This window comes from Archaeoglobus sp. UBA230 (assembly GCA_002507545.1).
Lineage (GTDB): Archaea > Halobacteriota > Archaeoglobi > Archaeoglobales > Archaeoglobaceae > Archaeoglobus.
Genome location: DAVR01000019.1, coordinates 17955 through 43586 on the forward strand (window position 1 = coordinate 17955; position 25632 = coordinate 43586).

Genomic DNA, 25632 nt, shown 5'->3' on the forward strand with positions numbered 1-25632 from the left:
CCATGAAAGTTCTTGAAACTCAAAATCTTTCTAAATTTTTTGACGGTCTTAAAGCCTTAAACAGGGTTAACATAGGAGTAGAGAAGGGTAGTATAACCCTTGTTATAGGTCCAAACGGGAGCGGAAAAACGACTTTCATCAACACCGTCTCAGGATTTTACAGGGCCGACGAGGGAAAGGTCTTCTTTGAGGGCAGAGATATAACAAATAAGCCACCTTACGAGATCAGCAAGCTCGGCATAGTGAGAACATTTCAGATTCCTCAACCACTGAAAAAGATGACAGTTCTTGAGAATCTGCTGATAGCCCCGGATGGCTACGGAGAGAGTGTCCTGAATACGATTACTGGAAAATGGATGAACGAGGAGGAGGAGATAGTGGAGAAGGCCTTCAAGATACTTGAATTTCTAAAGATAGACCATCTCTGGGATTCAGAAGCTCAAAACCTGAGTGGGGGGCAGCTGAAACTGCTTGAAGTGGCGAGAGCGATGATGAAGGATGCAAAGCTGATCATTATGGATGAACCGATAGCTGGTGTTAACCCAGTGCTATCGCATGATATGCTTGACAGGTTCGTTGAACTCAAAAAGATGGGGATAAGCTTTCTCATAGTGGAGCACAGACTGGACATAGTGCTTAAATACTCAGACCACATCTATGTTATGGCCAATGGCAGTGTGATTGCAGAGGGCAAGGAGGAGGATATACTGAATAACCCGAGAGTTGTGGAGGTGTATCTCGGTGCTTCGGACAGTGAAGTTGAATGCGGGGTATAAAGAACTCCATATCCTCTTTGACGTGGATGCGGAGATGGAAAAGAACAAGATTACCGCAGTAGTCGGCCCTAACGGCTCTGGTAAGTCAACACTGCTAAAATCCATCTTTGGCCTTGCAACAATCCATTCAGGAAAGGTATTTTTCAACGGTGGGGAGATCACAAAGTATCCGCCCCATGCAAGAACAAAGATGGGGATAGCCTACCTGCCCCAGACAGACAACGTCTTTGCCAACCTGACTGTTGAGGAAAATCTAAGAATTGCAGCTTATACCGTGGACAAAGATGAGGTCAAAGATAGAATAAATACTGCTCTGGATATTTTTCCTGAACTCGAAAGATTCATGAAAAGAAAAGCTGGCACGCTTAGCGGTGGGGAGAGGCAGATGCTCGCAATGGCAACTGCGTTGGTGAGAAAGGCAAATGTTCTGATGCTTGATGAACCAACTGCTCAGCTTGCGCCAAAGTTTGCCGAACTTATCTTCGACAGAGTTGTCAAGCTTAGAGATGATCTGAAGCTGACAATTCTGCTTGTGGAACAGAACGTGCAGAGAGCCTTAGAGATCAGTGACGATGCTTATCTACTTGTCAGCGGTAGAGTTGCCTTCAGCGGAAAAGCCAATGACCTGCTGGAGCACGAGAAGTTTGAGAAGCTCTGTATGGGTATTTTAGATTAACAGTATTTAAAATAAAATCCTTTTCTCTTAACATGCTCTACCAGTCTTCTGTAGGTGCCATTAACGCTGAGAGTTTCCGAATCACCGACCATTATTAGCTTTCTTTTCGCCCTCGTTAATGAGACATTTAATCTTCTCAAATCTTCGAGGAACCCAATCTCCTTATTCTGATTACTTCTGACGAAGGAGATAATTATCACCTCCTTTTCCCTGCCCTGAAATCCATCCACCGTGCTCGTTTCAACATCAACCCTTCTCCGCAGGAAATCAACCTGATCGTCGTAGGGTGTAATCACCCCGATCCAGTCCTTCTTAATCCCCATCCTGAGCAGTTCAGTAACAATTCTCTCAACTATCCTGCACTCAAGCTCGTTATATCTTGATGTTGAATCTGCAAGCTTTCCCTCTCCTTTATCAGGGCAGCGAAAGGTGTCAATAAAGACGAGCGGCTCATCAGGATCAAGAACTCGCCAGAAACCATTTGACTTAGGTTTGATTCTGAAATCTCTGAGAGTGATATTTTCAACGCTTTTGTGGGCTTTTATCTTCCCTCCATAAAATTCTCGGTTTGGAAACTCCATTATAGCTGAATTCATCCGGTACTGCACTTCAAGAAGCTGTGATTTGATGGGGTATCTCTCAATAAGCATCTCAAAAAGGGTTCTGGTAAGTTCCTGAGCCTTCACAACCGTTGGGGGTAACTGTTTGTGATCTCCAGCCAGAATAAATCTTTTAGCCCTGTTTATTGGTATCAGAACGCTTGGAAGCGTTGCCTGACTTGCCTCATCTACAACAGCCACGTCAAAGGAGTCTTCGACAAGAAAAGCTGATGAGTTGGTTGCGAGCACAACCTCACTCCCTTCCACGATATCCATCGCTATCTCATCCTCAATTCTCCTCATCTCGTCGTAAAGTAAATTCAGCTCTTTTCTGAACTCAATCCATCTTGCCATTGATCTGATTTTTGCTGCTGAAACCCCTCTCGTTCCTTTCCCAGTCTTGGCGAGCTTTTGGATTTCTTCATCGCTCAAACCTCTTCGCATGGCGGGAGAGGGTTTGACAAGTCTCTGCATCTCCTCTTCCAACCTCTCGATTTTATTTTTCAACTTCTTCACCTTTACGTAGCGCTCGTGCTCAGTAACTTTGGCAGATAGTGTAAAGCACTTGAGTTCCTCATCAACCCTCGACGGATGGCCTAATCTGACGATTTTCAAGTCTGAGAGAATTTCAACGAGGTTGTCAACTGCAGTGTTGCTTTCAGCGGTGACGAGAACCTTTTGACCCCGTTTAACAAGTTGCCTGACCACCTCGGCTATCGTCCTCGTCTTACCAGTTCCAAAAGGTCCGTGAATGAGGAGGAAATCTTCCGTTGCGAGAGCGAGAGATACCGCTTTTCTCTGACTGGCGTTAAGCATACTGTCAAATGGCTCAAAACTGACTTCTTCAATTTCAGATGGTGTCTCCACTCCGAGAGCAAATTTCAAAGCTCTCAATCCGCTCTCGCTCAGATTGTTTAGGTTCTCGATCCACCTTTTGAAGGTCAGGTCGCTTGCATAGAGGTCAATTCTAACATCTTTAAGAGCCCAGTCAGGGACGGATTCAAGAGCGACGGTGATATACTTCGACCCTTTTTCAGCCACAACTCCCCTCAGATCACTTTTCAGCGGATCTCCCCGGCTTATCAGCACCTCATCTCCTACAGATATCTCCGTCTCGATTAGTCTTCTCCTGCCGTATCTGACAAGCTTGTATCCGAACTCCTCACCCACAACCTTCCCTCTCAAGCCAAGAATCGCTCTTCCCTTCTTCTCTCTCTTCTCTCCACTGAGCCTACGGATTTCATTGAGCATCGCATCAATCTGTGCCCTTCTTTCAATTTCTGTAAGATCAATTAGCCTCTTTCGGAACTTTTCAACTTTCACCATCCAGAATAATCACAGCAGCTTTATTATCCTTGGCATGGCATCAGCAGAGAAATCAAGCTTTTAGTCGAACAGAGCTTCTGCAGGCTGGAGTAGGTAGTGGACGCTAACCGATCTGATAACCCTTAAGTACCCCATGCTTGAGAGAATCGGCATGGAAAATGTTGAGCTGCTGATTGAAGCTCTGCCATACATAAAGGATTTTCACGGAACCACGATGGTTATAAAGATTGGCGGTCATGCGATGGTGGATGATAAGGTTCTGGAAGAAACGATAAAGGATATAGTCCTCCTATATTTTGTTGGCATCAAGCCAGTAGTGGTTCACGGTGGCGGTCCTGAAATCTCAGAGAAAATGGAGAAACTCGGATTGCAGCCAAAGTTCGTCGAGGGTTTGAGAGTGACTGATAGGGAAACGATGGAAGTCGTTGAGATGGTTCTTGATGGAAAAGTTAACTCCAAAATCGTCACAACATTCATAAGGAACGGTGGAAAAGCTGTAGGATTGAGCGGAAAAGATGGGTTGCTTGTCGTTGCGAAAAAAAAGGAGATGAGAATGAGAAAGGGAGAGGAAGAGATAATTGTTGATCTCGGTTTTGTTGGTGAAACTGAATACATAAATCCAGATATTCTGAGAATTTTGCTTGAGTATGGGTTCATTCCCGTAGTTTCCCCTGTTGCAACCGATCTTATGGGTAATACATACAACCTTAACGCGGACATAGTTGCTGGCGAGATTGCTGCAGCATTGAAGGCAAAAAAGCTCATAATGCTCACAGATGTTCCGGGAATTCTTAAAGACCCCGAAGATAAAGGCTCGTTGATTTCTCGGATCACCCTTTCCGAACTTGAGGACATGCGGAGCAGCGGTGTGCTGAAGGGAGGAATGATACCAAAATTCGAGGCGATTGTGAGGGCACTCAAGAATGGAGTGGAAAAAGCCCACATAATTGACGGCTCCAAGCCTCATTCGATACTTATCGAACTTTTCACAAAAGAGGGCATAGGGACGATGGTGGAACCGTGAACAAGCTTGGAATTCAACCTGATGTTAGGCACAGCCCGAAAGAGGCCTTTGAATTTGCTGCAAACAATGGTTTTACACATGTCGAAATACTAATGGACCATCCTCTTTATTCCCTCAAAAATCTGAGCTATGTAGAGGTAATTGAGCTTAAGTGGAGTTACGATCTCGATTTGCTCATTCACGCTCCTGCAACAAGCACGAATTTTATCTCTCTCAGCGAGGACATGAGGAAAGCGAGTTACGAGGAGATGAGGAAAGTATGTTATTTCGCAGATAAATGCGGTGCTGAAGTGGTGACCTTTCACATAGGCTGGAATCCGGCGTTCATCAGCAATGGCCAGTTCTACTTTAATAAATCACTTTTCGACAAACATAATGAGACGGTTTTGCTGACGGAATTCAAGCCCTTCGTCGAATCCTGCCCGGTAACCCTTGCACTGGAGAACACGATTTTGATAGAGGATGGACTTGAGAGAGCGCTAACAGATATTCTTGAGTCAACCGATCTCGGTCTGACGATTGATGTGGGGCACTACAACATTCGGGAGAATCCCTTCTTTATGGAGAACTTTGAGAGAGTTGTCAACATGCATCTACACGACAATGACGGTAAAAGGGACTTGCATCTTGCCATGGGCAGAGGAAATGTTGATCTTGGAAAATTCAGACTTAATGAGTACGTAGGTTTTTTAACCATTGAGACGAGGGAGGAAAATGCGATACTCGAAAGTAAAGATTACATCTCTAAGTATGTGGGGTGATGGTTGTGAAGGCTAAGGAGCTTGAGTTTGAAGGGCATCTGATTGATTCGATGATACTACCCAAGGCTCTCGACACCATACTCGATCTCGAAGGTGAGTTCGAGATATTAGAGTTCAGGATTGGAAAGAAAAAGCAGGATCACAGTTACGCGAGAATGATAGTTTTTGGTAAAGATGATGCTCACCTTGACCAAATTCTGAAGGAGTTGCACAGAATAGGCGCGAGAGTAATCGAGGTTGAGGAGGTTGAGGTTGCAAAAGCACCGGCAGATAAAGTTCTGCCAGATGGGTTCTATGTTACAACAAATCATCCAACCTTTGTTAGGTATCAGGGAGAGTGGCTTGAGGTTGAGGACATAGGTATGGACAGGGTAATCGTGATAAGGGATGGTAAAGCCTATTGTGTGCCCATAGATGAAGTAGTTAAGGGAGATTTGGTTGTTGTTGGCGAAAAAGGTGTGAGGGTAGTCCCACCTGAGAGGCCGAGGAAGTCCACATATTTCGAGTTCATGGGAGGTAGAGTGTCTTCGGAGAGACCGACTGAGAGAATGATAGAGGCAATCGCAAAGGAAATCTACGATCTCAAACTCAGCGGTGGTAAGATCGCTGTCGTAGCTGGACCGGCAATTGACCACACCTCCGCAAGAGATGCACTTGCAGCCATGATAAGAGACGGCTATGTTGATTTGCTGCTGTCGGGCAATGCTCTTGCCGTTCACGATATAGAAATCTCAATCTTCGGAACATCTCTCGGTATGGATGTGAGTAGGGGCAGACCTGTGCCAGGAGGGAACAGACACCATCTTTATACGATAAGCAAGATTATCGCTGCTGGAGGTATAAAGAAGGCTGTGGAGAAGGGAATAGTTAAGGACGGAATAATGTATGAGTGTGTGAAAAGGAACGTTCCCTTCATCCTCGCAGGATCGATAAGAGATGATGGACCTCTGCCTGAAGTCATAACGGATGTTATGATGGCGAAAAAGGAGATGAAGAGGGCTTTGAGAGGGATAAACATGGTTATAATGCTCGCAACAATGCTGCACAGCATCGCTGTGGGCAATCTTCTACCTTCAACCGTGAAAACGATCTGTGTTGACATGAATCCGGCAACGGTCACAAAGCTCATGGACAGGGGGACGCACCAGGCCATTGGAGTTGTTACAGATGTTGGTTTGTTTCTCCCCCTACTATATGAGAAGATAAAGGAGCTTGAAGTGAGGGAAGGTAGGGGCTAAGTTTAAGTTAAACCTTCAAAAAGAAGTCAACGAATTTCTCACACAGCTTGTTGTGATCCTCAATTTTTTCTCTACTCTCTTCAAGAATCTTTTTCCTTTCTTCCTCACTCAATCCCGCTTTTGGATCAGAAATCCACTTTTCAATAAGCTCAAGTGTCATCTCTACGTGGAACTGCATTGCAATTGCCTTTCCCGCGACAAAGCACTGATTCTTAACCTCATCACCAACGTAGATCAGCTCAGCACCAGCAGGAAGGTCGAAAGTATCACCATGCCACTGAAAAACCTCGATCTCATCCGGCAATTGGAATCTGTCGCTTACCTTCTTCACTTTTCTCCATCCGATCTCCTTGATGTAGGGATAAACTTTCTCACCGAGTGCTGCTGCGATAAGCTGTGCTCCAAGGCATACACCAAGAACGGGTTTATTTCTATAATTTTCTCTAATCAAGTCCATTTCCCACTTGAGAAACTGATACTTCTCTGCCTCGTAAACACCCATTGGGCCACCGAGAATTACAAGAGCGTCGAACTCCCCTACTCTCGCTTCTCTGTATGCCTCAACGTAATAGTAATCAATACCCCTGTTTCCAAAAACTTCCTCAAAGTAGCCAAGCCCCTCTGCCGGATGATTTTTGATCGCTGCAACCTTCATGTTACGAATTTTGCAGGAAAAATATAAAGTTCTCGGTCACTCGACCGTCACGCTCTTTGCCAGATTTCTTGGCTTATCAATCTCGCAGCCCCGCAATCTTGCGACATAGTAGGCAAAAAGCTGTAATGCAACGGAGTAGGTTAATGGTGTTAGAATTGGATTAGTTGATGGAACCCGGATGGTATAATCTACAAACTTCTCTATCTCGTCATCCTCCTCATTCGCAACTGCGATTACCGGAGATTCTCTGGCTTTGATCTCCTTGATGTTCCCCAGCATTGAGTCATAGGTTTTATCTCTAACAATACATGCAACCACTGGCGTTTTTTCCCCCAATAGGGCAAATGGACCATGTTTAAGCTCACCGGCAGGATAGCCCTCGGCGTGAATATAGGAAATTTCCTTGAGCTTTAAAGCACCTTCGAGAGCTATCGGATAGCCAATACCTCTGCCCACATACATCATGTTTTCGTATCCGGCAAAGGTTTCCGAGATGGATGAAATTTCATCCTCCATGTCAAGTATCTGTCTGATCTTCTGCGGAATGCTTCTGAGTTCATTCAAAAGCTCCTCTATCTCCTTTGGCGGCAGGTTGGAAATCTTGGCTGCAATGAGATACAGGACTGTTAGCTGAGCGATGAAGGTTTTGGTAGCAGCAACTCCTATCTCGGGTCCCGCTCTCGTGTAAATAACATGGTCTGCCAGCCTTGTTGCAGTACTCCCGAGAACATTTGTTATCGCAAGAACTCTCATTCCGAGCTTTTTAGCCTTCCTCATAGCCTCAAGCGTATCTGCAGTCTCTCCACTCTGGGTTATTCCCACAACGAGTGTTCTGGACAGAGGAGGATTGCTGTAGTTGAATTCTGATGCATACTCCACCCTCACCGGAATTCCGGCGAGCTCCTCGATGAGGTATTTACCTATAAGGCATGCGTGGAAGGAGGTTCCACATGCAACAAACAGGATATCCGATATTCCTGCAAAAATTCTGCTGTCTATCTCTATATCCTCTCCCAGATACTCAAGAAGGGTATCTTCAACAACCCTCGGATTCTCATGAATTTCCTTCAGCATAAAGTGCTCGTATCCCCCCTTCTCAGCGTCCTCGATGCTCCATGGAACTATCTCAATCCCCTTCTCGACTTCAACACCATTTTTGAGTATTCTGTATCCATCTTTACTGACAATAACACTCTCTCCATCGTCGAGATAGACAACCCTGTTCGTGTATTCCAGCATTGCCGGTATATCAGACGCCAGAAAGAATTCTCCATCTCCCACGCCAAGAACAAGGGGGCTTTTGTATCTCACTGCCACAAGCCTCGCATCATCCGCCTTCATTGCGACAAAGGCATACGATCCCTGAAGCTCTTCGGCGGTCTTCATTACCGCATCGGCAAAGTCCTCTCCTCTCTCAACCCAACTCTCTATCAGGTGCGGAATTACTTCTGTATCCGTTTCTGACCTGAACGTATGCCCTTCATTCTCCAGTCTCTCCCTCAGACTCCTAAAGTTGGATATTATCCCGTTATGAACAACAGCAATTCTGCCCTTGCAGTCGAGATGGGGATGGGCGTTTATTTCAGAAGGTTTTCCGTGAGTTGCCCATCTTGTGTGTCCCAGTCCAATTTTCCCCCCGCCGAGACTGAAGTCTTTGATGTCCCCTATAGCTCCAACATTCTTCTTAACCACAATCTCGCCATCTTTCGCGATAGCCACTCCCCACGAGTCGTAACCCCTGTATTCAAGTCTTCTCAGTGCTGAAATCGCAACTTCATCAGCATTCCTAAAGCCGACGTAGCCAACTATTCCACACATAGGCTATACCACCATCGAGTCGTCCGGAATTCTTCCAAAGACTACCTTGCCGGGAGATATCTTGCACCTGTTACCAATTATGCTCCCTGCCTCGATTACAACATTGCTGCCAACACTACAGTTTTCACCGATGAACGCCCCTGCTTCGATTTTATGCACTTCTCCTTCAACGATTACCGAAGCCTGATCGCTTATCGTCGTAAACTTTGCTCCGATCACGCAGCCGTTGTCAATAACCGAATCTTTGATGTACGATTGAGGACCGACTACAACATTATCTCCGATAACGGAATTCTCAATATAACATAAAGCTCCAATTCTAACATTGTCTCCTATTGACGTTCGGCCTTTAATGATGGTATTCTGCCCTATTTCACAATTTCTACCAACCACAGCATCTCTGATGAACGCACCGTGCTTTACGATAGAGTTCATCCCTATCGAAACATCCCCTACTATTTCAGCGTCATCAATTTTGCCAGAAACTGTTACCCCTCTGAAATCCATTGCAATCTCATTTATTTTCAGTATGTCCCATGGATACACAATATCGAGCCATTTTTCAGCTTCTACGGCCGAAAATTCATACCCAGCTTCAGTCATTCTGTTTATGACTGTGGGTATGTCAGTGATGTCATTGATGAATTCAAAAATTTCGCTGCCAAATCTGTAAATCCCCGTATTAATTAAGGCGGAAATGGGCTTCTCAGGCTTCTCAACCACTCTCCTTACCTTGCCCTCGACAACTTCCAGAACCCCATATTTCGAAACCTCATCCGCCCTCTTGAATGCTACGCTCCACTTTTCAAGCCTCTTTAAAGTTTCAGCATCAAAGATATTATCTCCCGAAACAACAACGAAATCGTCGCTTAAGAATTTCTCTGCCTGCTTTAGTGCATGTGCAGTCCCGAGCTGCTTTTCCTGAATCGCATATTCTATATTTACACTCCACCTGCTTCCATCTCCAAAATAATCCATAACTCTGGTTCTTCTATATCCCACAACCAGAACGATATCTCTGATTCCAGCCTCTCTGAGAGATTCAATGACGTATTCCAAAACTGGCTTGTTTCCGATCTTTATCATCACCTTCGGTTTGTTCACTGTGAATGGCCTCAGTCTCTGTCCCTCTCCTGCTGCAAGAACTGCTGCCTGCATAAAATCACCTCAGAAAGGTGCCGGGCTCAACAGTGCCTCCAACAACCTTGCCCGGCGCGATAAAGACATCGTTACCCACCATCGCTCCTACATTTATGGAAACGTTTATACCAGTCTTAACACCATCGCCCACCACTGCCCCAAACTTTTTTCTACCCGTTGAAACGATCTTGCCCTTCACAGGAACCTTAATCTCCCTCTCATCCAACCTTAGATTGGCAACCTTTGTTCCCGCACCAAAGTTGCATCCCTCTCCAATCACCGAATCGCCCACATAGTTGAGATGGGGCAGATTGGTGTTGGACATTACGATTGAATTCTTTACCTCAACAAAGGCTCCAATGTGACAGTTATCACCAATTGATGTAAAGGGGCGAATGAAGCAGCACGGACCAATTCTGCAATTCCTTCCTATAACCACGGGTCCAATGATGTAGCTGCCAGACATCACAACACTCCCCTCATCAATGAAAACATTTCCTTTTATAACAGCACCGTCTTCAACCTCTCCTTTAATCTCCGGCTTTACATCCTTCAGAAGGGCCTCGTTTGCCCTTAAAAGGTCCCAAGGATAGCCCACGTCAATCCAGCGATTTAGCTCTACAGCCTCAAACACAATGCCATCGCTGATGGCAAGTTGAATTGTGTCTGTCACCTCGTATTCTCCCCTCTCAGAAACTCCCGTTTTCTCCAGATAGTCCAGCACGGCTGTATCGAACTTGTAAACACCGGCGTTTATGGTGTTGGTTGGTGGCTGCGATGGCTTTTCAATTATTCTTTTGACTTTTCCATCTTCAACAACAACTACACCGAAATCCTGTGGTTTGGGAACGCTGTAAACTCCCAGAGCCCTTTTACTGGAAGCAATTTTTGCAATGTCCTCTGCACTCACAATGTTGTCTCCATTCAGCATTATAAAGTCTGAGTTTATCAAATGAGTGGCAGACTTTAGAGCGTCTGCTGTACCAAGCTGCCTCCTCTGCTCGATGTATTTTATTTTTACTCCCCACCTGCTGCCATCACTAAAATAACCCCGGATGGTCTCACTTCTGTACCCGACAACGAGAATCAAGTTATCAATCCCAGCCTTTTTCAGCTCGATTATAAGGTGCTCGAGAATTGGCTTGTTCGCAACGGGTAGCATTACCTTCGGTTTTGTGTATGTGAGGGGACGCATTCTCGTCCCTTCTCCGGCTGCGAGAATTACTGCCTGCACAAATTCAGAATGGCATATATCGTTAAAAAGTTAACTATCGTTCGTCCTTTTTCACTGTTTTGAGAGATTGCTTACATCTCGAAATCGCATGGCTCAAGGGGCTGAAGGTTTAATCTCGGCCTCTCGTTTGTCGCAAAAGCCATGTATCTGTAAACGCGATACATAAGAGAGACATAGCCGTTCATAAACTCCACAACCCCTTTATGTCTTTTTCCGAGAATCAGGGTATAGAAGAAATTGAATATCCAGACAAAAACCACAGCTATTCCGAGCACATCCAGAATTATCCCGTAAAAAAGGCCAAGAGGAATTCTTAGGAGAGCTTCCGTTCTTTCACCCATGCTTGCAGTATGGGTGCAATGTTTATAATTTTTGCCGATGCCAAAAATTTATTTTCCCTTTTGACCAAGCTTACCTCTGCGATGGTTAGTAAGGAGCTAATGGATGCACTGAAGGCTGCAGGAATTAGGAGGCTGACCGATCTGCAGAGAGAGGCATACAGAAAGATAGTCACGGGAAAGGACGTGCTTATCGTAGCTCCAACAGGCAGCGGGAAAACGGAGGCAGCTTTAATTCCCGTTTTTGACAAAATCATCGAGACGAATTGGAGAGAAGGAATTGTTGCCATTTACATAACTCCTCTGAGGGCGTTGAACAGAGATATGCTAAGAAGGATAAAGAGGATAACAGAGATGCTCAGGATAACAGTGGACGTTAGACACGGTGACACACCAGAAAGTGTGAGGGTAAAGCAGTCAAAGAAGCCGCCTCAGGTGCTCATCACAACACCTGAGACCTTCCAGATTCTCTTTCTCGGAAAAAAGCTGAAGAAGGCTCTGAAAAATGTTAAGTTTTTGATCATAGACGAGATTCACGAAATTATAGACAGCGAGAGAGGCGTGCAGCTGAGCATCGCCATCGAGAGGCTGAGAGAGGTTGCAAAGTTCCAGACCATAGGCCTCTCAGCGACGGTCAGCAGGCCAGAGGTTGTTTCGAGATTTCTTGGGTCACATGCAGAGGTTGTGGAATGGAAAGCTGAGAAGGAATACGATGTATGGGTCGTAAAGCCTGAATATGATGGTGAGATTGCTGATGAGCTTGAGGTTGAAAAGGAGATTGCGGCAGAACTTAAGTTCATAGCTGATGTTGTGAAAAGGTACGGTTCGGCTTTGATATTCGTGAATACTCGCCAGACGGCAGAGGCACTGGGTGTAAAGCTGAAAAAGCTCGTCAAGGCTGAAGTTCATCATGGAAGCCTCTCAAGAGAGGCAAGGGTTGAGGCAGAGGATAAGTTCGCAAGGGGTGAGCTTGAAGCTCTCATCTGCACGTCATCAATGGAACTCGGAATTGACATCGGACATGTGGATGTGGTTGTGCAATACGGCAGCCCGCGACAGGCTGTCAGACTCGTTCAGAGGGTTGGGAGGAGCGGACATGGCTTGGGGAGGGTTTCGAGAGGATATATTGTGGCAAGCAGCTTCGACGATATTCTTGAGTCTATTGTGATACTCAGAAGGGCTAAGGAAGGGTTGCTTGAGGATGCTGAGATACACTTCGGCAGCCTTGATGTTCTTGCCAACCAGATATGTGCCATAGCTCTCGAATACGGAAGAATTGACGCTGAAAAAGTTTACAGAATTATAAGAAAAGCCTACCCCTATAGAAATCTGAGTTTTGAGGATTTTGAGAAAATCTGTGAGTATCTGGGCAAGATCGGAAAAATCTTCTACGATGATGGAGAAATCGGGGCAAGGAGAAATACGAGGAGATACTTCTACAGCAACATCTCGATGATTCCCGATGAAAAAAGATACAAGGTTGTTGATGTCGCATCCGGCAGAACAATAGGTTCTCTCGACGAGAGTTTTCTCTCAACCTTCAGTGGCGAGATTTTTGCGATGAAGGGAGAACTCTGGAGAGTTCTCAGCGTTGAGGATGTGGTGAAAGTTGAACCAGTAGCAGTTGAGGGCGAGATTCCCTCATGGGCAGGAGAAGAGATTCCTGTGCCCTTTGAGGTTGCTCAGGATGTCGGAGTTCTGAGGAACTGGATTGCAGGAAATATCAGAACTAAAGGAGAGAAAGGAGCGGTTGAGGCAATCCGAGAATTCACGAATGAGAATGCCGCAAAATTTGTCGTTGATGTTATCTCCAGACATATGGAGAAGGGCTTTTCCATTCCAACCGACTCCCACATCGTTATAGACGGTTCGGAAGGCGTAACTGTCATCAATGCCTGCTTTGGGCACAAGGTTAACGAGTCAATCGGTAGAATACTCGCTCTGCTGCTATCAGCAAGGAGAGGAGGTAGTGTATCAGTTGAGATTGATCCCTATCGGATAAAGTTATCCCCTGCAAAGCCTGATGAGGTTTTGAATGTCCTTAAAGTTGTAGAACCAGAAAGCGTGGAGTTTCTGGGTGAAAGGGCTGTTTTCGATACCAGATTGATGCAGTGGAAAATCATCAATGCTGCGAGGAAGTTCGGGCTCATTGACAAGGAGGAAGAACTTAGCAGGATCAACCTGAGGAATCTCGTTCTGAAGCTCAGAGACACCCCGGTTTACAGAGAAGCACTCAGAGAGATTTTCCTTGAAAAGATGGATATTGAAAGGGCAGAAAAAATTTTTGAGGACATACGAAGCGGAGAAATAGACATATCCCTTTACAATGAACTGAGTCCCATTAGCACGGCATCGAGGCATAGAGTTGCAGATATACTCGCAGTCAGATCATCTGAGGCTATACTGAAGGCCTTCAAGAAAAGGCTCCAGAATGAGACTTGCAGGATTCACTGTTTAAACTGCAAGGCGAGTTACACAGAAAAAGTGGAAAATTTCAATCAATTTAAGTGTATAAGATGTGGTTCAAGGATGATTGCGGTTTTCAACTCAAGGAGAGACATCAAAGAGTTCAGGAAGGAGGAGCTTTTTAAACTGGCAAATCTTGTTATGGGTCATGGAAAGAGGGCTGTTTACGCCCTTTCAACCTACGGGATAGGGGCTGATACTGCAGCAAGAATTCTGTCGAGGTTTTATCCAACAGAAGATGACTTCTTCAAGGCTCTGATCGAGGCTGAGAGAAATTACGTCAGGACAAGGAAGTTTTGGGGTTAATTTGAAATTTACAAATATCCCATCTCCTTGAGCTTCCCTACGACTGCATCAACCTCCTCTTCAACGCTCATCTTATCGGTATCGAGAACAACTTCGGGATTTTCCGGTTCTTCGTAAACGCCATCAAAACCTGTGAGGTCTTTGATCTCTCCCCTCAACGCCTTGGCATAGAGGCCCTTTGGGTCTCTTTTAATCCTCACCTCAAGTGAGCATCTCAGATAAACCTCCACAAACCTGCCGATTTCTCTCCTCGCAAACTCCCTCCAATCCCGGTATGGTGAGATCACAGAAACGACAACAATAACACCATTTTTTGCAAGCAAATTCGCCATCTCGACAACAACCTTATTGTGCATCTCCCTCTCTTCCTTGCTGAATCCGAGATCAGGATAGAGCTTCGACCTCACCTTATCTCCGTCGAGGTGTTCAACATTGTAGCCCATGGACTGCAGTTTTGCAACGAGCGCCTTAGCGAGAGTTGTCTTTCCCGCTCCGCTCGGCCCAGTTAACCATATAACGAAGCTCATACGAGACTCCTGCCCATTAAATCCGCTTTAATGCCGAACATCTTAAGTATGGTGGGAGTAACATCGTATATCTCGCATTCCGCAATCTTACCAGCCTCTACACCGGGCATTTTCAGGGAAAAAACGCCGTATTGAGAGTGGACGGCATCATCTGGACCGGTGTCGTTTTCCAGCAGGTAATACGATTCCCAGCCCACTGTTCCAGCAGACCTCCACGACAGATTGTCGAAGTAGACCATGATATCGGGCTTATCACCATTAGCGATAGGATATAATTCTTCAGGATAGTAAACCTCAGTTCTCCATTTCTCTCCCTCTGGCCCTCTGATGGATTTTATCTTCTCCGCCACATCATCCCTAATTTTCTCATATTCCGAAAGTCTAACCACTCCTTTCTTCTCCCTACCTTTAACGTTTAGAAATACCCTTGCGTAGTACCCACCCCACGACCATGCAATTGTTTCGTCCCACTTGACGTTAAGCTGCTCAAATTTCCTAACTCCATTGCCATACTCGGCCTTAAGCAAGCCCTCATCAATCATCCACTGATTGACGGCAAAGCAACCCTTCATCGCCTTAATGCCGTGATCGGAAACAATCATCACTGCTGTATCCTCATCGAGCATTTTTAAGGTCTTACCAAGCTCCCTGTCCAGCAACTTGTAATAATCGGGGATGACATTTTTGTATCTGCTGTTTGGCTCATGCAGATGGTGATTTTCATCGAAATACTTCCAGAAGGCATGATGAATTCTGTCAAGTCCAATTTCTACAAACCAAAGTAAATCCCAGTCTTGAGTCTGGATAAAGTGTCTGATCAGCTCAAATCGCTTTTCAGTCATCTCCCATATCTTCTCTTTAACTTCATCCCTCTCATCTTTCCTGAAGACCACATCGAAAATGTAGTCCCCAACAACCCTCTCAATTTCACCCTTAACGTTCTGGGGATAGGTGTAGTTAACGGATGAGTCGGGAGTAATGAAGCAGCCAACCATTATCCCGTTTATCTTTCTTGGAGGATACGATGGAGGGATGCCTATGGCTATTGACTTATACCCCTTCTCCCCCAGATAGTCCCACACAGTCTTCTCCTTCACAGTTAAGCTGTGTGCGATCCATATGTCTTTGTAGTCGTTCTTCTTTCTGTGCCTGAAACCGTAAAGACCAAGCTCACCCGGTGTTTTTCCGGTAGCCATGCACATCCACGCAGGAATCGTTATTGCCGGAATGCTGCTTTTCATCGGGCCGTAGATTGATTCTGACAGGAGCTTCTTTATGTTGGGCAAATCATCAATAAACCTGCTGAAAAGCAAGTCAGGTGGGGCGGAATCCAGACCGGCAACGAGGAGTTTCATGCTTAATCCAAATATCCAAGGGCTCTAAGCCTTTCCTTAACCTTTTCTTCCTCCTCTTCCGTAAATACTTTCTCTTCTTCTTCCTCCAAGCTTGCGAGAACTTCTCTGAGCACGTAAGTTACATACTCGTCAACTGAGCTGAACTCTGTGTCTCTTATTCTTTCCTCAATTTTATCGTAAACATCTCTTGGTATCTTAACTTCAACCTCATCCGCCATAGTATTAAAGTTTCAGGAGAGTATAAAAACTTGGCCGTTCCATCATTGTGTTAATTCCCACCTCCAACTTGCACTCTATCCAGCTTCAAACTTAAGGGATTCAGAAATTAGCGTTTAAGCTGCTTTTTTAGCTCAACCGACTCCGCTGCTTCTTTACCCCACTCTTTTACCCTTTCTTTTACCCTTAACCCAGATAAATTTTTAAAATAAATTTTTAAATATAATCTCGTAAACAAGTATTATGGATATTATAAGGGGTATTAAATATTTACTTCTGGTGTCAATTTACTCTTTTCATGTTATACACCTTAATACTATAAAATAATACTATAATATAAGCGGCGAGGCATTTCTTCCGGAAGGCTACTACGAGGCTGCCGGAGATTGTGCACCGAAAGCACATACAGTCGAACTTGATAACGGTGATCGGATTGCTGTTGAGACTACAATGCTGACGAAGAACCATTACAACCCTCCGGGGATCATTGACGCTAAGAACAGCTATTACTACAATCCTCCAAAGTTGTACGAGAATCCGGGGCAAGCGATCAGCTTCATGAACGACATAATGTACCCCGGCTATCCAAAGTGGACTATGGACGAGATAGACTGGTGGAACTCAGAGCCATTTTCGGAAAAGTTCATGGGGTGGAAGTGAGTTAAATCAAAGCTAAACCTTTAAAACCCAAAAACCAAGGTCGAACGTGAAAGCTGAGATCAAAATTGACGGGATTGATGAGGCTATATTTAAAAGCATAAGGCAGGAGGAAAAGAGATCCATAAGCAGGGCAAAGGTTTATCAATCTGGAGAAAAGCTGATATTAGAAATTGAAGCTGAGGATGTTTCAGATTTAAGAGCAGCCATAAACTCTTGGCTGCGACTAATCAAAATGTGTGTAGAGATAAACGAGGTGTTGAGAAATGGGTGAACTTCCCCCGCAGGTTCAGAATCTGGTTGCACAGCTCCAGCAGTTGCAGCAGCAGTTACAGGCTGTAATCACTCAGAGAGCGCAGGTTGAAGCATTGCTGAGGGATGCTGAGCAGGCTTTAGAGGAGCTTCAGAAGGTAGATGATGACTCGCCGGTTTACAAGGCAGTTGGCAACGTGCTGGTTAAGGAGAAGAGAGAAGATGTGATAAAGGAGCTAACTGAGAAAAAGGAAACCTACGAGATAAGGATAAAGACCCTCCAGAGACAGGAGGAAAAGCTTAGAGAGAGATTTGCAGAAACGCAGAAGAAGCTCCAGAGTATGCTCAGTCCTCAGGCAGGATAGCGTTGAGGATTTCTGAAAGCAATTTTTTGTCAATATTTCTGCTTATCCTCAAAAATTTTCCTTCAAAGGCAACGAATCCTCTGCTAAATCGCCAAGCAGTTTTGAAGGGATGTACTTTGCATTTTCTTCCACCAAAGCTCCTGAGATCACTCTCTCTCAAACTTTTGTCCAGCTTTACAGTGAAAGATAGATCATCGCCCACGGCTATAACATTCCCACAACTCTCCCTCAATCTGCTCTGAAGCTCCCATGGCTTCCAGTCTTTGGAATTCGCTATATCGTATAGGTCAAGCAGCGTTTCTTTCAACCCCATGTCCAATCTGATAAAAGCAGTTTTAAATTCATTTTCCAAACTAAACACGTGCGCCTCTGCAGGCACTGTCTCTCAGCGATTGGAGAAGGAGAACTTTCGGAAGAATGTGAGGCATGCTGCAACGTATTCAACAGGATCAATGAGTTTGCAGAAAAAATAGTGCAAAAGCTCTCAGAGTATGAGTTTAGGACTTTCAACATTGGAAGTAGAGAATGGGGAAGTGCAAAGGCTTTACACGAGCTGATGGAGAGGAAAGGGGTTGAATACGACCTAAAGAAGGAATTTAACGAGCGTCTTGGAAGAAAAATTTCAGAGTTGAGTGGCAAAGTCAGAAGCCTAAACCCGGAAATAAATGTAATTTTCGATCTGGAAACTTTCGATTTCGAACTCCAGATAGGATCGGTTTACATTTATGGAAGGTACATCAAGCGAGTCAGGAACATCTCGCAGACAAGGTGGATATGTGGTTTTTGTGGGGGTAAGGGATGTGAGATGTGCAACTTTACGGGAAAGAAGTATGGAACATCTGTGGAGGAAATAATCTCAACTCCAGCTACCAGAATTTTCGAGGCAAAGGATGCGAAGCTGCATGGTGCCGGGCGTGAAGATGTTGATGCCAGAATGCTTGGCAGAGGTAGACCCTTCGTGCTTGAGTTGATAGAGCCAAGAAAGAGGTTTGTTGAGCTGAGTAAGGTAGAGAAGGCGATCAACGAGTATGCAGGAGGGAAGGTTAAGGTTTTTGGATTGGAATATGCTGACTCGAAAAGGGTTAGAGAGGTTAAGATGGAAAGGCACAGGAAGAAGTATAGAGCCAAGGTCGTGTTTGAAGATGACATTGATACTGAAAACCTGCTGAATGCTATTGAAGGGCTTAGGGGAGTGGAAATCAGGCAGAGAACACCAAAGAGGGTTGCTCACAGAAGAGCGGATAAGGTGAGGGTGAGGAAAGTTTACGACATAAAGCTCCTTTTCCACAGGGAAAAAGTTGCGGTTATGGAGATTGAAGCCGATGCCGGACTGTACATTAAGGAATTGGTAAGTGGAGATGAAGGGAGGACTCGTCCAAGTCTATCTTCGGTTACTGGAATAAACTGTAAGGTTGAAAAACTCGACGTTATAGATGTTTTTGATTCTTACTCCACCTCTACAAGCGAGTAATCGAGGTTTCCAAGCCCCATCTCGCTTGCATACTCCAGCATCCTGTCAACATCAGTCCATGGCCAGAACCTTTCCTTTTCAAGCAGAGCACCACTGACAGCCTCCGCTTTTCTATACAGGTCAACGCTTGCCTTGTCAATTGCCACCATATCCTTTGATGCCATTATACCCAGATCAGAAACCACAGGGATATCGCTGAAGGGGTGACAGTCGCAGTGGGGTGTAATTTCCACAAGGAAATTCAGGTAGGCAAATTTGCTGTTGGCATTCAGAACGCCCCTTGCACATTCAACCACCCTCTCTCCAACCTCTCTGCCAAAAACCCAGTAAAGATTGACGGCATCATCCTCACATACCTCCGCACAGCCTGTGCATTTCAAACATTTTTCCTCCACGATCTTGTAATCTTCGATTGCCTTTGTCGGGCAGATTTCAACACATTTGTCACATTTCGTGCAATTCTCGTTTATCTCCGGGAATCTCGACATGTGTATGTCAAATTTTGATGGTTTTGCCACACACCCCACGCCAACATTTTTAATGCTCCCCCCAATCCCTGCCTGCATGTGGAGCTTGAAGTGTGTAACGCAAATCACTGCGTCACATTCAGCAATTGCCTTCGCCACGCAAACTTTACGGATATATTTTCCATTTACAGGCACTTCAACAAAATCAAACCCCAACAATCCGTCTGCAATCAATATCGGAGCTTTAACTGTCTGCTGGGTGTATCCGTTTTCCTCTGCTATCTCCAACCTGCCAAATGCTGAACTTCTCAGCCTTGTCAGCCCCAACCCCGTTGTTTCGGTGACAAAGGGTCGCCCTCCCAACTCTCTAACCTTCTCAACAACCGCCCTGAGAAAAACACTCCTTACTGTTTTCGTAGTTCCTCTCTCACCAAAATGTGTTTTTACAGCCACCAGATCGCCTTTTGAAATTATATCAAGAACGCCACTCTCATCAATCAACCTATTGAGCTTGCTAACCATGCTGAGCTGAGGCTGATACCACTTCGCAGGGTCGGTAACTTCCGCCCTTGGATTTACATAAAAAACGTTGCTCATAAACTTTCAAGCAACATCCTCCTTATAATATCTTTCGCCTCCTCAAAACCAAATTCGTTTTTCTCAAGCGGGATGCTTGATTTGACGACCCTGACAGAATTGCCCTCATTCTCGACAATATTCGGGAAAAACATGGAGATTGAGACCTCAACACTTTTTTCGTGGGCATATTTAACGAGAGAGAATATGCTGTGAGATTCCTCATTCTCAACCCTTACGAGGATTGTCCTTAAAAAGTGTAAAAGCCTCTGGTAGCTGTGATAGATCAAAAGACCAGAAATCGAGTTCATAACGAGGAGATACTTCCCATCAATACTGTCAAGGACCTTATTCACTGCAAGGCTGACCTCGTTCAGGTTTAGCGGGTTGGAAACTACAATATCTCTCTCCCCTCCACCATTTTTTTTGCCCCAAGTGAAGGTGTCAATAATCCATACGTCCTCTCTTCCAAGCCTTTTTCTGACAAACTCGGCACTGGATAATGTTGTAACCCACACTACATTGTCAAATTCATTTGACACTGATTCAAGTATTTTGCATTTTCCAGTTCCCGGTGGTCCACTGATCAGTAAATGAGTCATTTGGTACTCCCCGCGTAAATGTTGACTATGGTGCTCAAAGGGATTTTAAACTTTTGCGATTCAATATTTTATGATGAGAAGAGTTGTTATTAATGACGTAATTCTAACTCCAGAAAAAGCCGCGATTATCGGTAACACTGCAATTATTGCTGATCTTCATCTTGGATTTGAAAATGTGATGCAGAATAAAGGCGTTGCCATTCCGAGAATGCAAGTTAAGGAGATTGTAAGGAATGTAAAGAAAATAATTGATAGACACAACATCAATAGACTGATAGTTGCGGGAGACCTCAAACACGAATTTAGCAAGAATTTACCATACGAGTGGGAGGATGTGAGAGAATTCATTGAGTCTGTTGATGTAGAACTTGAAGTCGTGAGAGGGAACCACGACAATTTTCTGGCTGCTATTCTGGCAGAGTATGGGATAGAGTTGAGGGAGCACGTTAAGGTTGACAAATACTACGTTATTCATGGTCACAAGGATTTGGAATTTGAAAGAGTTATAATAGGGCATGAGCATCCTGCGATCAAGGTCAGGGTAAGAGGGGGTCTGTATAACTTCCCGTGCTATCTCGTTGCAGATGATGCCAAAATAGTCTTACCTGCCTTCTCACCGCTAATGAGTGGTAGCGATGTCCTTCAAAATTCTTTTCTTTCTCCTGTGTTAAACAAAGCAAAAAGAATTGAAATCTACGCTGTTGAAGACGAGGTGTTATACCTCGGAAGCTTGAGAGACTTAAAGAAGATAATTTAGTCATTCCTCAACATCAAGACCGATCGTTTTTCTATATCTCATACCCGGAAAGCTGATTTTGCTCGAAGCTGCATATGCCCTTTCTCTCGCCTCCTCTATACTCTTCCCCATCCCTACCACTGTCAGAACTCTACCCCCCGTAGTAACATACCCGTTAGTCTTTTCGATACCATTTGCATAAACTATCGCCTCCTTCATTGCATCCTCCAAACCACTTATCGGCTGGCTCGTGTAATGATTAGCAGGATAACCGGGCTTCAACCCTTCTCTACCCTTCAACGCACCGCTCACAGCACACACAGCAACGCACCAGTCGCTACTAAACTTTATATCAGCGTTTTCGAGCTCTCCCTCGACTATCGCCATCGAAATCTCAGCTATATCACTCTCAAGTCTCGGAAGCTTTGCTTCAGCACCCGGATCACAATCCCTTACGTTTATCTCCAAAACCTTTGGGATTAGCTCCCCCTCCTCTTCCACAAGCATTATGACCGGATAAAGCACACCTCTGAATTCAACCCCTTCAAGCTCCCTGAATTTTGTTACTATTGGCTCAACCACAATCTCCATTATCCTGCTCTCAATCTCCGCATCCACATCTGGATGAGGGCTTACTGCGCCCATACCCCCGGTGTTAGGATTGACAAGCTTTCCTTCCCTGAAAAGCTGCTCGATCTGTGCTTTCGTGTAGAATTTTCTTGTAAGGCCAATGTAGAAGTCTCTCAGACCCTCTATATCGTCACTGTCGAAGGCTCTCTTATAGTCCTTCGCATGTCCAAAGGGCTTAACGGTTTTTCCGTCACTAACAGCAGTAAAGGCTACCTCTATCCCCCTCAACCTCTCCTCAACGACGATTCTGTTTCCAGCCTCTCCAAACTTCTTCTGAACCATTATCTCGTCCACAGCCCTAAAAGCTTCCTCGATGGACTCGCAGACGTAAACACCCTTTCCTGCTGCAAGCCCATCAGCCTTTACGACGATTCCATCTTCGAAGTTTTCCCTGATATACTCCTTAGCCTCCTCTGGATCATCAAAGTTCGTATATTCTGGGATTGGAACTCCAATTTTTTTCAAAAAGTCCTTTGCCCAGCACTTACTCGCCTCAAGTATTGTAGCCTCTTTTTTTGGCCCTATTGCGACAATTCCCTCCTCTTCAAGCCTGTCAACCAAACCGAGGCTGAGGGGCTCTTCGGGTCCAATATAAACAAGGTCAACTTCAGCATATTTGGCGAATTTTACGATTTCGCTGATGGCCCTGATTGAAGGTATCTTTTCTCCATTCAGCTTCGCAATTTTACATTTTTCAAAAAACTCGCTCCCACCATTTCCGGGAGCGACGTAAACTTCCTTAACTCTTGCACTTCTTGAGAAAGCATGAGCAATTGCGTTACCTCTACCACCAGCATCAACCACGAGAACCTTCATGGTATTTTTTATCTCCTCCATTATATTCCGTTTTCGGTTTCTAATTTATGAAATAATTAATATGCGTTTTTAATTACAAATAGAACCTGCGTAAAAATAACAAAACTTAAATAGGCTACGGTTAGGCTTTCGATGTCTTTGAAGTGTAGAATTTAGTCAAGGTGGTTACCATGGATAGGACAGAAATTCTTGAGAGAATTAAAGATGCAGAGATTAAAGTTGAAGAAAGTATCAGGGCTGCTGAGGAAGAAAAGAAAAACAAAATTCTCGAAGCAAAGATGAAGGCAAGGGAAATTATTGAGAGTGCCGAGGCTGAAGCTGCTAAAGTCAAAGAGGAGATACTCAACAATGTAAAAGCAGAGATAGAGAAAGAGAAAGAAGAAATAAAGCAAAAGAAAGCAAAGGAAATAGAGGAGTTCGAGAAAAGCGGAAAAGACAACATAATGAAAGCTGTAGATTTTCTCTATAACGAGTTTGTAGGGATGGTGGAGCATGCTTAAGCCGGAAAAGATGGTTAAAATTTCAGTAGTGGGACCAAAGGAGCAGCTTGAGTATGCGTCAGAAACCTTATACAAAGTAAACCTTCTCCACATTGAAGACCCAAAAGAGGCAGAGTATTTCAGAATTGGCGAGCCGCTTGAAAAAGCATCTCTGATATCTCGCAGTTTGGTGCAGCTCAGGAGTTACATATCTTATCTGAAAATTGATCCAAGCAGAATTGTTCCAAAGAGAAAGTATAGGTCAAAAGAAATTGAAGATAAGCTCAGCAAAAAGCTTGAGGAATACCAAGAACAAATTGGAAGGAAAATTGAAGAGAACAGAAGCATTGATGAGAAAATAAGAGGATTAGAGGACGAACTGAGAATAATCGAACCTTTAAAGGTGCTGGGAATACCCTCAAGACTTCTGAAGGGCTACAAGAACTTGCGGTGCTTTGTTGGACTCGTCAAAGAGAATCCAGTTGAGGAACTGAGTAAAATAACAGACCAGTTTGATGCTGTAATCAAAGAATACCAGAAGGAGTTGCTGGTTGCAATTTTCGTAAAGGCAGAATACGGGGATGAGTTCTTCAGAACACTTCAGGGCTTTGGGTATAGAGAGCTGCCAGTTCCGGACATTGACGACTACGATGTCAGAATAAATGAGATTGAGAGGGAGAAAGAGGAGCTTCTAAACAGGAAGAAGCAGCTTGAGACAGAGATTGAGGAAATTAAGGTGAAAGAAGCCGAGCTCTTACTCGCCATTGAAGAGTATCTGAGTTCAGAACTCGACAAGTCTGAGCTGCCCCTAAGGGCACTCGTTTCAAAATACGCATTTGTAATCGTCGGATACGTTCCAGCCAAACAGCTGGATGAATTCAGGAGTGAAGTAGAAAGGAACGGCAAAATCGTGGTTGAAGTCATTGAGGAAGAAGAGGAGGATGTTCCGCCAACCAAACTCGACAATCCTGCGATAGTCAGGGACTACGAGTTGCTTACCACAACGTATGCGACACCCAAGTACAAAGAGCTTGATCCAAGTGCAATAATGGCTGTCTTCTTCACAATATTCTTCGGAATGATGCTCGGAGACATGGGTTACGGCCTGCTAATAACAATACTTGCTCTTTATCTCAAAACGGTCTTCAGGACAGAGGGCTGGCAGAAACTGCTGAATATTGCTATTTATTGTGGGCTCTCGTCCATTCTCTTCGGTTTCATCTACGGAGAGTTCTTTGGACCGTTCATAATTCCCGGAATAGAGGAACCATCAAAGATACACTTCCTCGGTGACGCCCTTTCAGCGCTCTACACGTTCAATCACCACCACCCACTGTTCGACAGAGTGGAGGAATTCGGCGTCAAGGCGCTGCTCTTCATTGTGCTTCTTATCGGTATGTTCAAGATGCTATGGGGCTTCGCACTTGGCTTCTACAATGTCTACGTAGAACATGGAATGAAGGAGGCGATTTATGAAAAGGGGTGCTGGTTCATCGGTGTTCTTGGCTTGGTGATGCTTATATTCGGATTTAGCTACAACCTCGGAATTTTCACATCTCCACCAGAAGAGGGCTTCGGACATCTGCTTCCAGACAACCTCTACATGCTGGGAAGCTACACGGTTGAGGAAGGAAAAGAAGTTCCACTGCCAATTCCGGGTTTGGTGGATGGATGGCAGGCAGGAGTCAATATCTTCTATGTATTGGCACTACCCCTGCTCATCGTCTGGTTCGTGATATTTCTGAAGGCAGAGATACCGAAGATGGGCATTTTTGGAATTATAATGGCAGTAGAGCTATTGACGTGGTTTGGACAGATTATCAGCTACGCTCGATTGCTCGCTATTGGTCTATCATCGGTTTACATAGCCTTTGTTATAAACTATCTCAGCGTTAAAATAGGAACACCACCAGGAATGGCGCTGCTACCAGTTGCAATAATTCTGCTGCTGATAGGACATGCAGGAAACCTGTTGCTCGGAATACTCGATCCTGGGTTACAGTCACTGCGATTGCACTATGTAGAGTTCTTCACTAAGTTTTTTGAAGGTGGAGGAAAGGAGTACTCTCCATTCGGGAGAGTTAAAAAGTTTTTGGAGGATTGAAGGAGGTGGTTAGAAATGGTTG

The 25632-nt window shown here is 44.8% G+C and carries 26 protein-coding genes; 13 read left to right on the top strand and 13 right to left on the bottom strand.

Annotated features, from left to right (window positions below):
• The first annotated feature begins 2 nt into the window (after positions 1-2).
• Complete coding sequence (locus tag BP688_RS04965) at positions 3-776, top strand: ABC transporter ATP-binding protein (RefSeq protein WP_290596950.1); 774 nt, start codon at positions 3-5, stop codon at positions 774-776.
• A complete protein-coding gene (locus tag BP688_RS04970; protein WP_290596949.1) occupies positions 742-1452 on the top strand; it encodes a branched-chain amino acid ABC transporter ATP-binding protein in 711 nt (236 codons plus the stop codon). Before BP688_RS04965 ends, BP688_RS04970 begins: the two co-directional genes overlap by 35 nt.
• Here BP688_RS04970 and BP688_RS04975 read toward each other — a convergent pair.
• Entirely contained in the window at positions 1449-3377 is a 1929-nt protein-coding gene (locus BP688_RS04975; RefSeq protein ID WP_290624023.1) for an IGHMBP2 family helicase, read from the bottom strand. The two genes, BP688_RS04970 and BP688_RS04975, sit on opposite strands and share 4 nt — an antisense overlap.
• Positions 3378-3528: 151 nt before the next feature.
• Here BP688_RS04975 and argB point away from each other — a divergent pair, with 151 nt between their 5' ends.
• From argB to BP688_RS04990, 3 genes are read left to right on the top strand one after another with little or no spacing between them, the layout of a single operon-like run.
• Positions 3529-4401, top strand: a complete 873-nt coding sequence (argB, locus tag BP688_RS04980) for an acetylglutamate kinase (protein ID WP_290596947.1) — start codon at positions 3529-3531, stop codon at positions 4399-4401.
• Positions 4398-5162 carry a sugar phosphate isomerase/epimerase family protein gene (locus BP688_RS04985; protein ID WP_290596946.1) on the top strand — a complete coding sequence of 255 codons (765 nt, stop codon included), beginning with the start codon at positions 4398-4400 and terminating at the stop codon, positions 5160-5162. The genes argB and BP688_RS04985 overlap by 4 nt, the downstream gene beginning before the upstream one ends.
• Before the next feature lie 5 nt (positions 5163-5167).
• Positions 5168-6400 (top strand): ornithine cyclodeaminase, nickel-pincer nucleotide-dependent, encoded by a 1233-nt coding sequence (locus BP688_RS04990; protein ID WP_349681801.1) that lies wholly within the window; start codon positions 5168-5170, stop codon positions 6398-6400.
• Between the two features lie 7 nt (positions 6401-6407).
• On the opposite strand, the gene BP688_RS04995 is transcribed toward BP688_RS04990, so the two are convergent.
• The 5 genes from BP688_RS04995 to BP688_RS05015 form a co-directional block, all read right to left on the bottom strand.
• Positions 6408-7055 carry a type 1 glutamine amidotransferase gene (locus BP688_RS04995; RefSeq protein WP_290596944.1) on the bottom strand — a complete coding sequence of 216 codons (648 nt, stop codon included), beginning with the start codon at positions 7053-7055 and terminating at the stop codon, positions 6408-6410.
• Positions 7056-7091: 36 nt separating this feature from the next.
• Positions 7092-8873, bottom strand: coding sequence for a glutamine--fructose-6-phosphate transaminase (isomerizing) (gene glmS / locus BP688_RS05000; RefSeq protein WP_290596943.1), 1782 nt, complete (start codon positions 8871-8873; stop codon positions 7092-7094).
• Between the two features lie 3 nt (positions 8874-8876).
• Positions 8877-10031, bottom strand: coding sequence for a bifunctional sugar-1-phosphate nucleotidylyltransferase/acetyltransferase (glmU, locus tag BP688_RS05005; protein ID WP_290596942.1), 1155 nt, complete (start codon positions 10029-10031; stop codon positions 8877-8879).
• Between the two features lie 4 nt (positions 10032-10035).
• On the bottom strand, positions 10036-11247 hold the full coding sequence (glmU, locus tag BP688_RS05010) for a bifunctional sugar-1-phosphate nucleotidylyltransferase/acetyltransferase (RefSeq protein WP_290596941.1): 1212 nt from the start codon (positions 11245-11247) through the stop codon (positions 10036-10038).
• A gap of 71 nt (positions 11248-11318) precedes the next feature.
• Positions 11319-11588 carry a DUF4389 domain-containing protein gene (locus BP688_RS05015; RefSeq protein ID WP_290596940.1) on the bottom strand — a complete coding sequence of 90 codons (270 nt, stop codon included), beginning with the start codon at positions 11586-11588 and terminating at the stop codon, positions 11319-11321.
• A gap of 81 nt (positions 11589-11669) precedes the next feature.
• Here BP688_RS05015 and BP688_RS05020 point away from each other — a divergent pair, with 81 nt between their 5' ends.
• Complete coding sequence (locus tag BP688_RS05020; protein ID WP_290596939.1) at positions 11670-14357, top strand: DEAD/DEAH box helicase; 2688 nt, start codon at positions 11670-11672, stop codon at positions 14355-14357.
• An 8-nt stretch (positions 14358-14365) separates the two neighbouring features.
• Here the strand turns inward: BP688_RS05020 and cysC are convergent, their stop codons facing one another.
• Genes cysC through BP688_RS05035 form a run of 3 tightly spaced genes read right to left on the bottom strand, consistent with a single transcriptional unit; the run spans position 14366 to position 16457 of the window.
• The gene (cysC, locus tag BP688_RS05025; protein WP_290596938.1) at positions 14366-14884 is read right to left on the bottom strand and encodes an adenylyl-sulfate kinase; all 519 of its coding nucleotides are present in this window, start codon (positions 14882-14884) and stop codon (positions 14366-14368) included.
• Positions 14881-16239: an alkaline phosphatase family protein gene (locus tag BP688_RS05030; protein WP_290596937.1), complete on the bottom strand. Its 1359-nt coding sequence runs from the start codon at positions 16237-16239 to the stop codon at positions 14881-14883. The genes cysC and BP688_RS05030 overlap by 4 nt, the downstream gene beginning before the upstream one ends.
• A 2-nt stretch (positions 16240-16241) precedes the next feature.
• The gene (locus BP688_RS05035; RefSeq protein WP_290624019.1) at positions 16242-16457 is read right to left on the bottom strand and encodes a CopG family transcriptional regulator; all 216 of its coding nucleotides are present in this window, start codon (positions 16455-16457) and stop codon (positions 16242-16244) included.
• 448 nt (positions 16458-16905) lie between these two features.
• Between BP688_RS05035 and BP688_RS05040 the strand changes: the two genes are divergently transcribed.
• Genes BP688_RS05040 through BP688_RS05050 form a run of 3 tightly spaced genes read left to right on the top strand, consistent with a single transcriptional unit; the run spans position 16906 to position 17729 of the window.
• Positions 16906-17115, top strand: a complete 210-nt coding sequence (locus tag BP688_RS05040) for a hypothetical protein (protein WP_290596936.1) — start codon at positions 16906-16908, stop codon at positions 17113-17115.
• A gap of 46 nt (positions 17116-17161) precedes the next feature.
• Positions 17162-17386: a KEOPS complex subunit Pcc1 gene (locus BP688_RS05045; protein WP_290596935.1), complete on the top strand. Its 225-nt coding sequence runs from the start codon at positions 17162-17164 to the stop codon at positions 17384-17386.
• Positions 17379-17729 (top strand): prefoldin subunit beta, encoded by a 351-nt coding sequence (locus tag BP688_RS05050; RefSeq protein ID WP_290596934.1) that lies wholly within the window; start codon positions 17379-17381, stop codon positions 17727-17729. Before BP688_RS05045 ends, BP688_RS05050 begins: the two co-directional genes overlap by 8 nt.
• Here BP688_RS05050 and BP688_RS05055 read toward each other — a convergent pair.
• Positions 17710-18042, bottom strand: a complete 333-nt coding sequence (locus BP688_RS05055; protein ID WP_290596933.1) for a hypothetical protein — start codon at positions 18040-18042, stop codon at positions 17710-17712. The genes BP688_RS05050 and BP688_RS05055 overlap by 20 nt on opposite strands.
• A 48-nt stretch (positions 18043-18090) precedes the next feature.
• On the opposite strand from BP688_RS05055, the gene BP688_RS05060 reads away from it, so the two are divergent.
• Positions 18091-19200 (top strand): tRNA pseudouridine(54/55) synthase Pus10, encoded by a 1110-nt coding sequence (locus BP688_RS05060; RefSeq protein WP_290596932.1) that lies wholly within the window; start codon positions 18091-18093, stop codon positions 19198-19200.
• On the opposite strand, the gene BP688_RS05065 is transcribed toward BP688_RS05060, so the two are convergent.
• Together BP688_RS05065 and BP688_RS05070 are read right to left on the bottom strand one after the other, a co-directional pair.
• Positions 19176-20264, bottom strand: coding sequence for a DUF362 domain-containing protein (locus BP688_RS05065; protein ID WP_290624017.1), 1089 nt, complete (start codon positions 20262-20264; stop codon positions 19176-19178). The two genes, BP688_RS05060 and BP688_RS05065, sit on opposite strands and share 25 nt — an antisense overlap.
• On the bottom strand, positions 20261-20845 hold the full coding sequence (locus tag BP688_RS05070) for a hypothetical protein (RefSeq protein ID WP_290596930.1): 585 nt from the start codon (positions 20843-20845) through the stop codon (positions 20261-20263). The genes BP688_RS05065 and BP688_RS05070 overlap by 4 nt, the downstream gene beginning before the upstream one ends.
• Before the next feature lie 70 nt (positions 20846-20915).
• Between BP688_RS05070 and BP688_RS05075 the strand changes: the two genes are divergently transcribed.
• Positions 20916-21602: a metallophosphoesterase gene (locus tag BP688_RS05075; RefSeq protein ID WP_290596929.1), complete on the top strand. Its 687-nt coding sequence runs from the start codon at positions 20916-20918 to the stop codon at positions 21600-21602.
• Here the strand turns inward: BP688_RS05075 and purD are convergent, their stop codons facing one another.
• Positions 21603-23027, bottom strand: a complete 1425-nt coding sequence (gene purD, locus BP688_RS05080; protein WP_290624013.1) for a phosphoribosylamine--glycine ligase — start codon at positions 23025-23027, stop codon at positions 21603-21605.
• 170 nt (positions 23028-23197) lie between these two features.
• Here purD and ahaH point away from each other — a divergent pair, with 170 nt between their 5' ends.
• Together ahaH and BP688_RS05090 are read left to right on the top strand one after the other, a co-directional pair.
• Complete coding sequence (gene ahaH, locus BP688_RS05085) at positions 23198-23527, top strand: ATP synthase archaeal subunit H (RefSeq protein ID WP_290596927.1); 330 nt, start codon at positions 23198-23200, stop codon at positions 23525-23527.
• Positions 23520-25610: a V-type ATP synthase subunit I gene (locus BP688_RS05090; RefSeq protein ID WP_290596926.1), complete on the top strand. Its 2091-nt coding sequence runs from the start codon at positions 23520-23522 to the stop codon at positions 25608-25610. The genes ahaH and BP688_RS05090 overlap by 8 nt, the downstream gene beginning before the upstream one ends.
• Positions 25611-25632 lie beyond the last annotated feature (22 nt).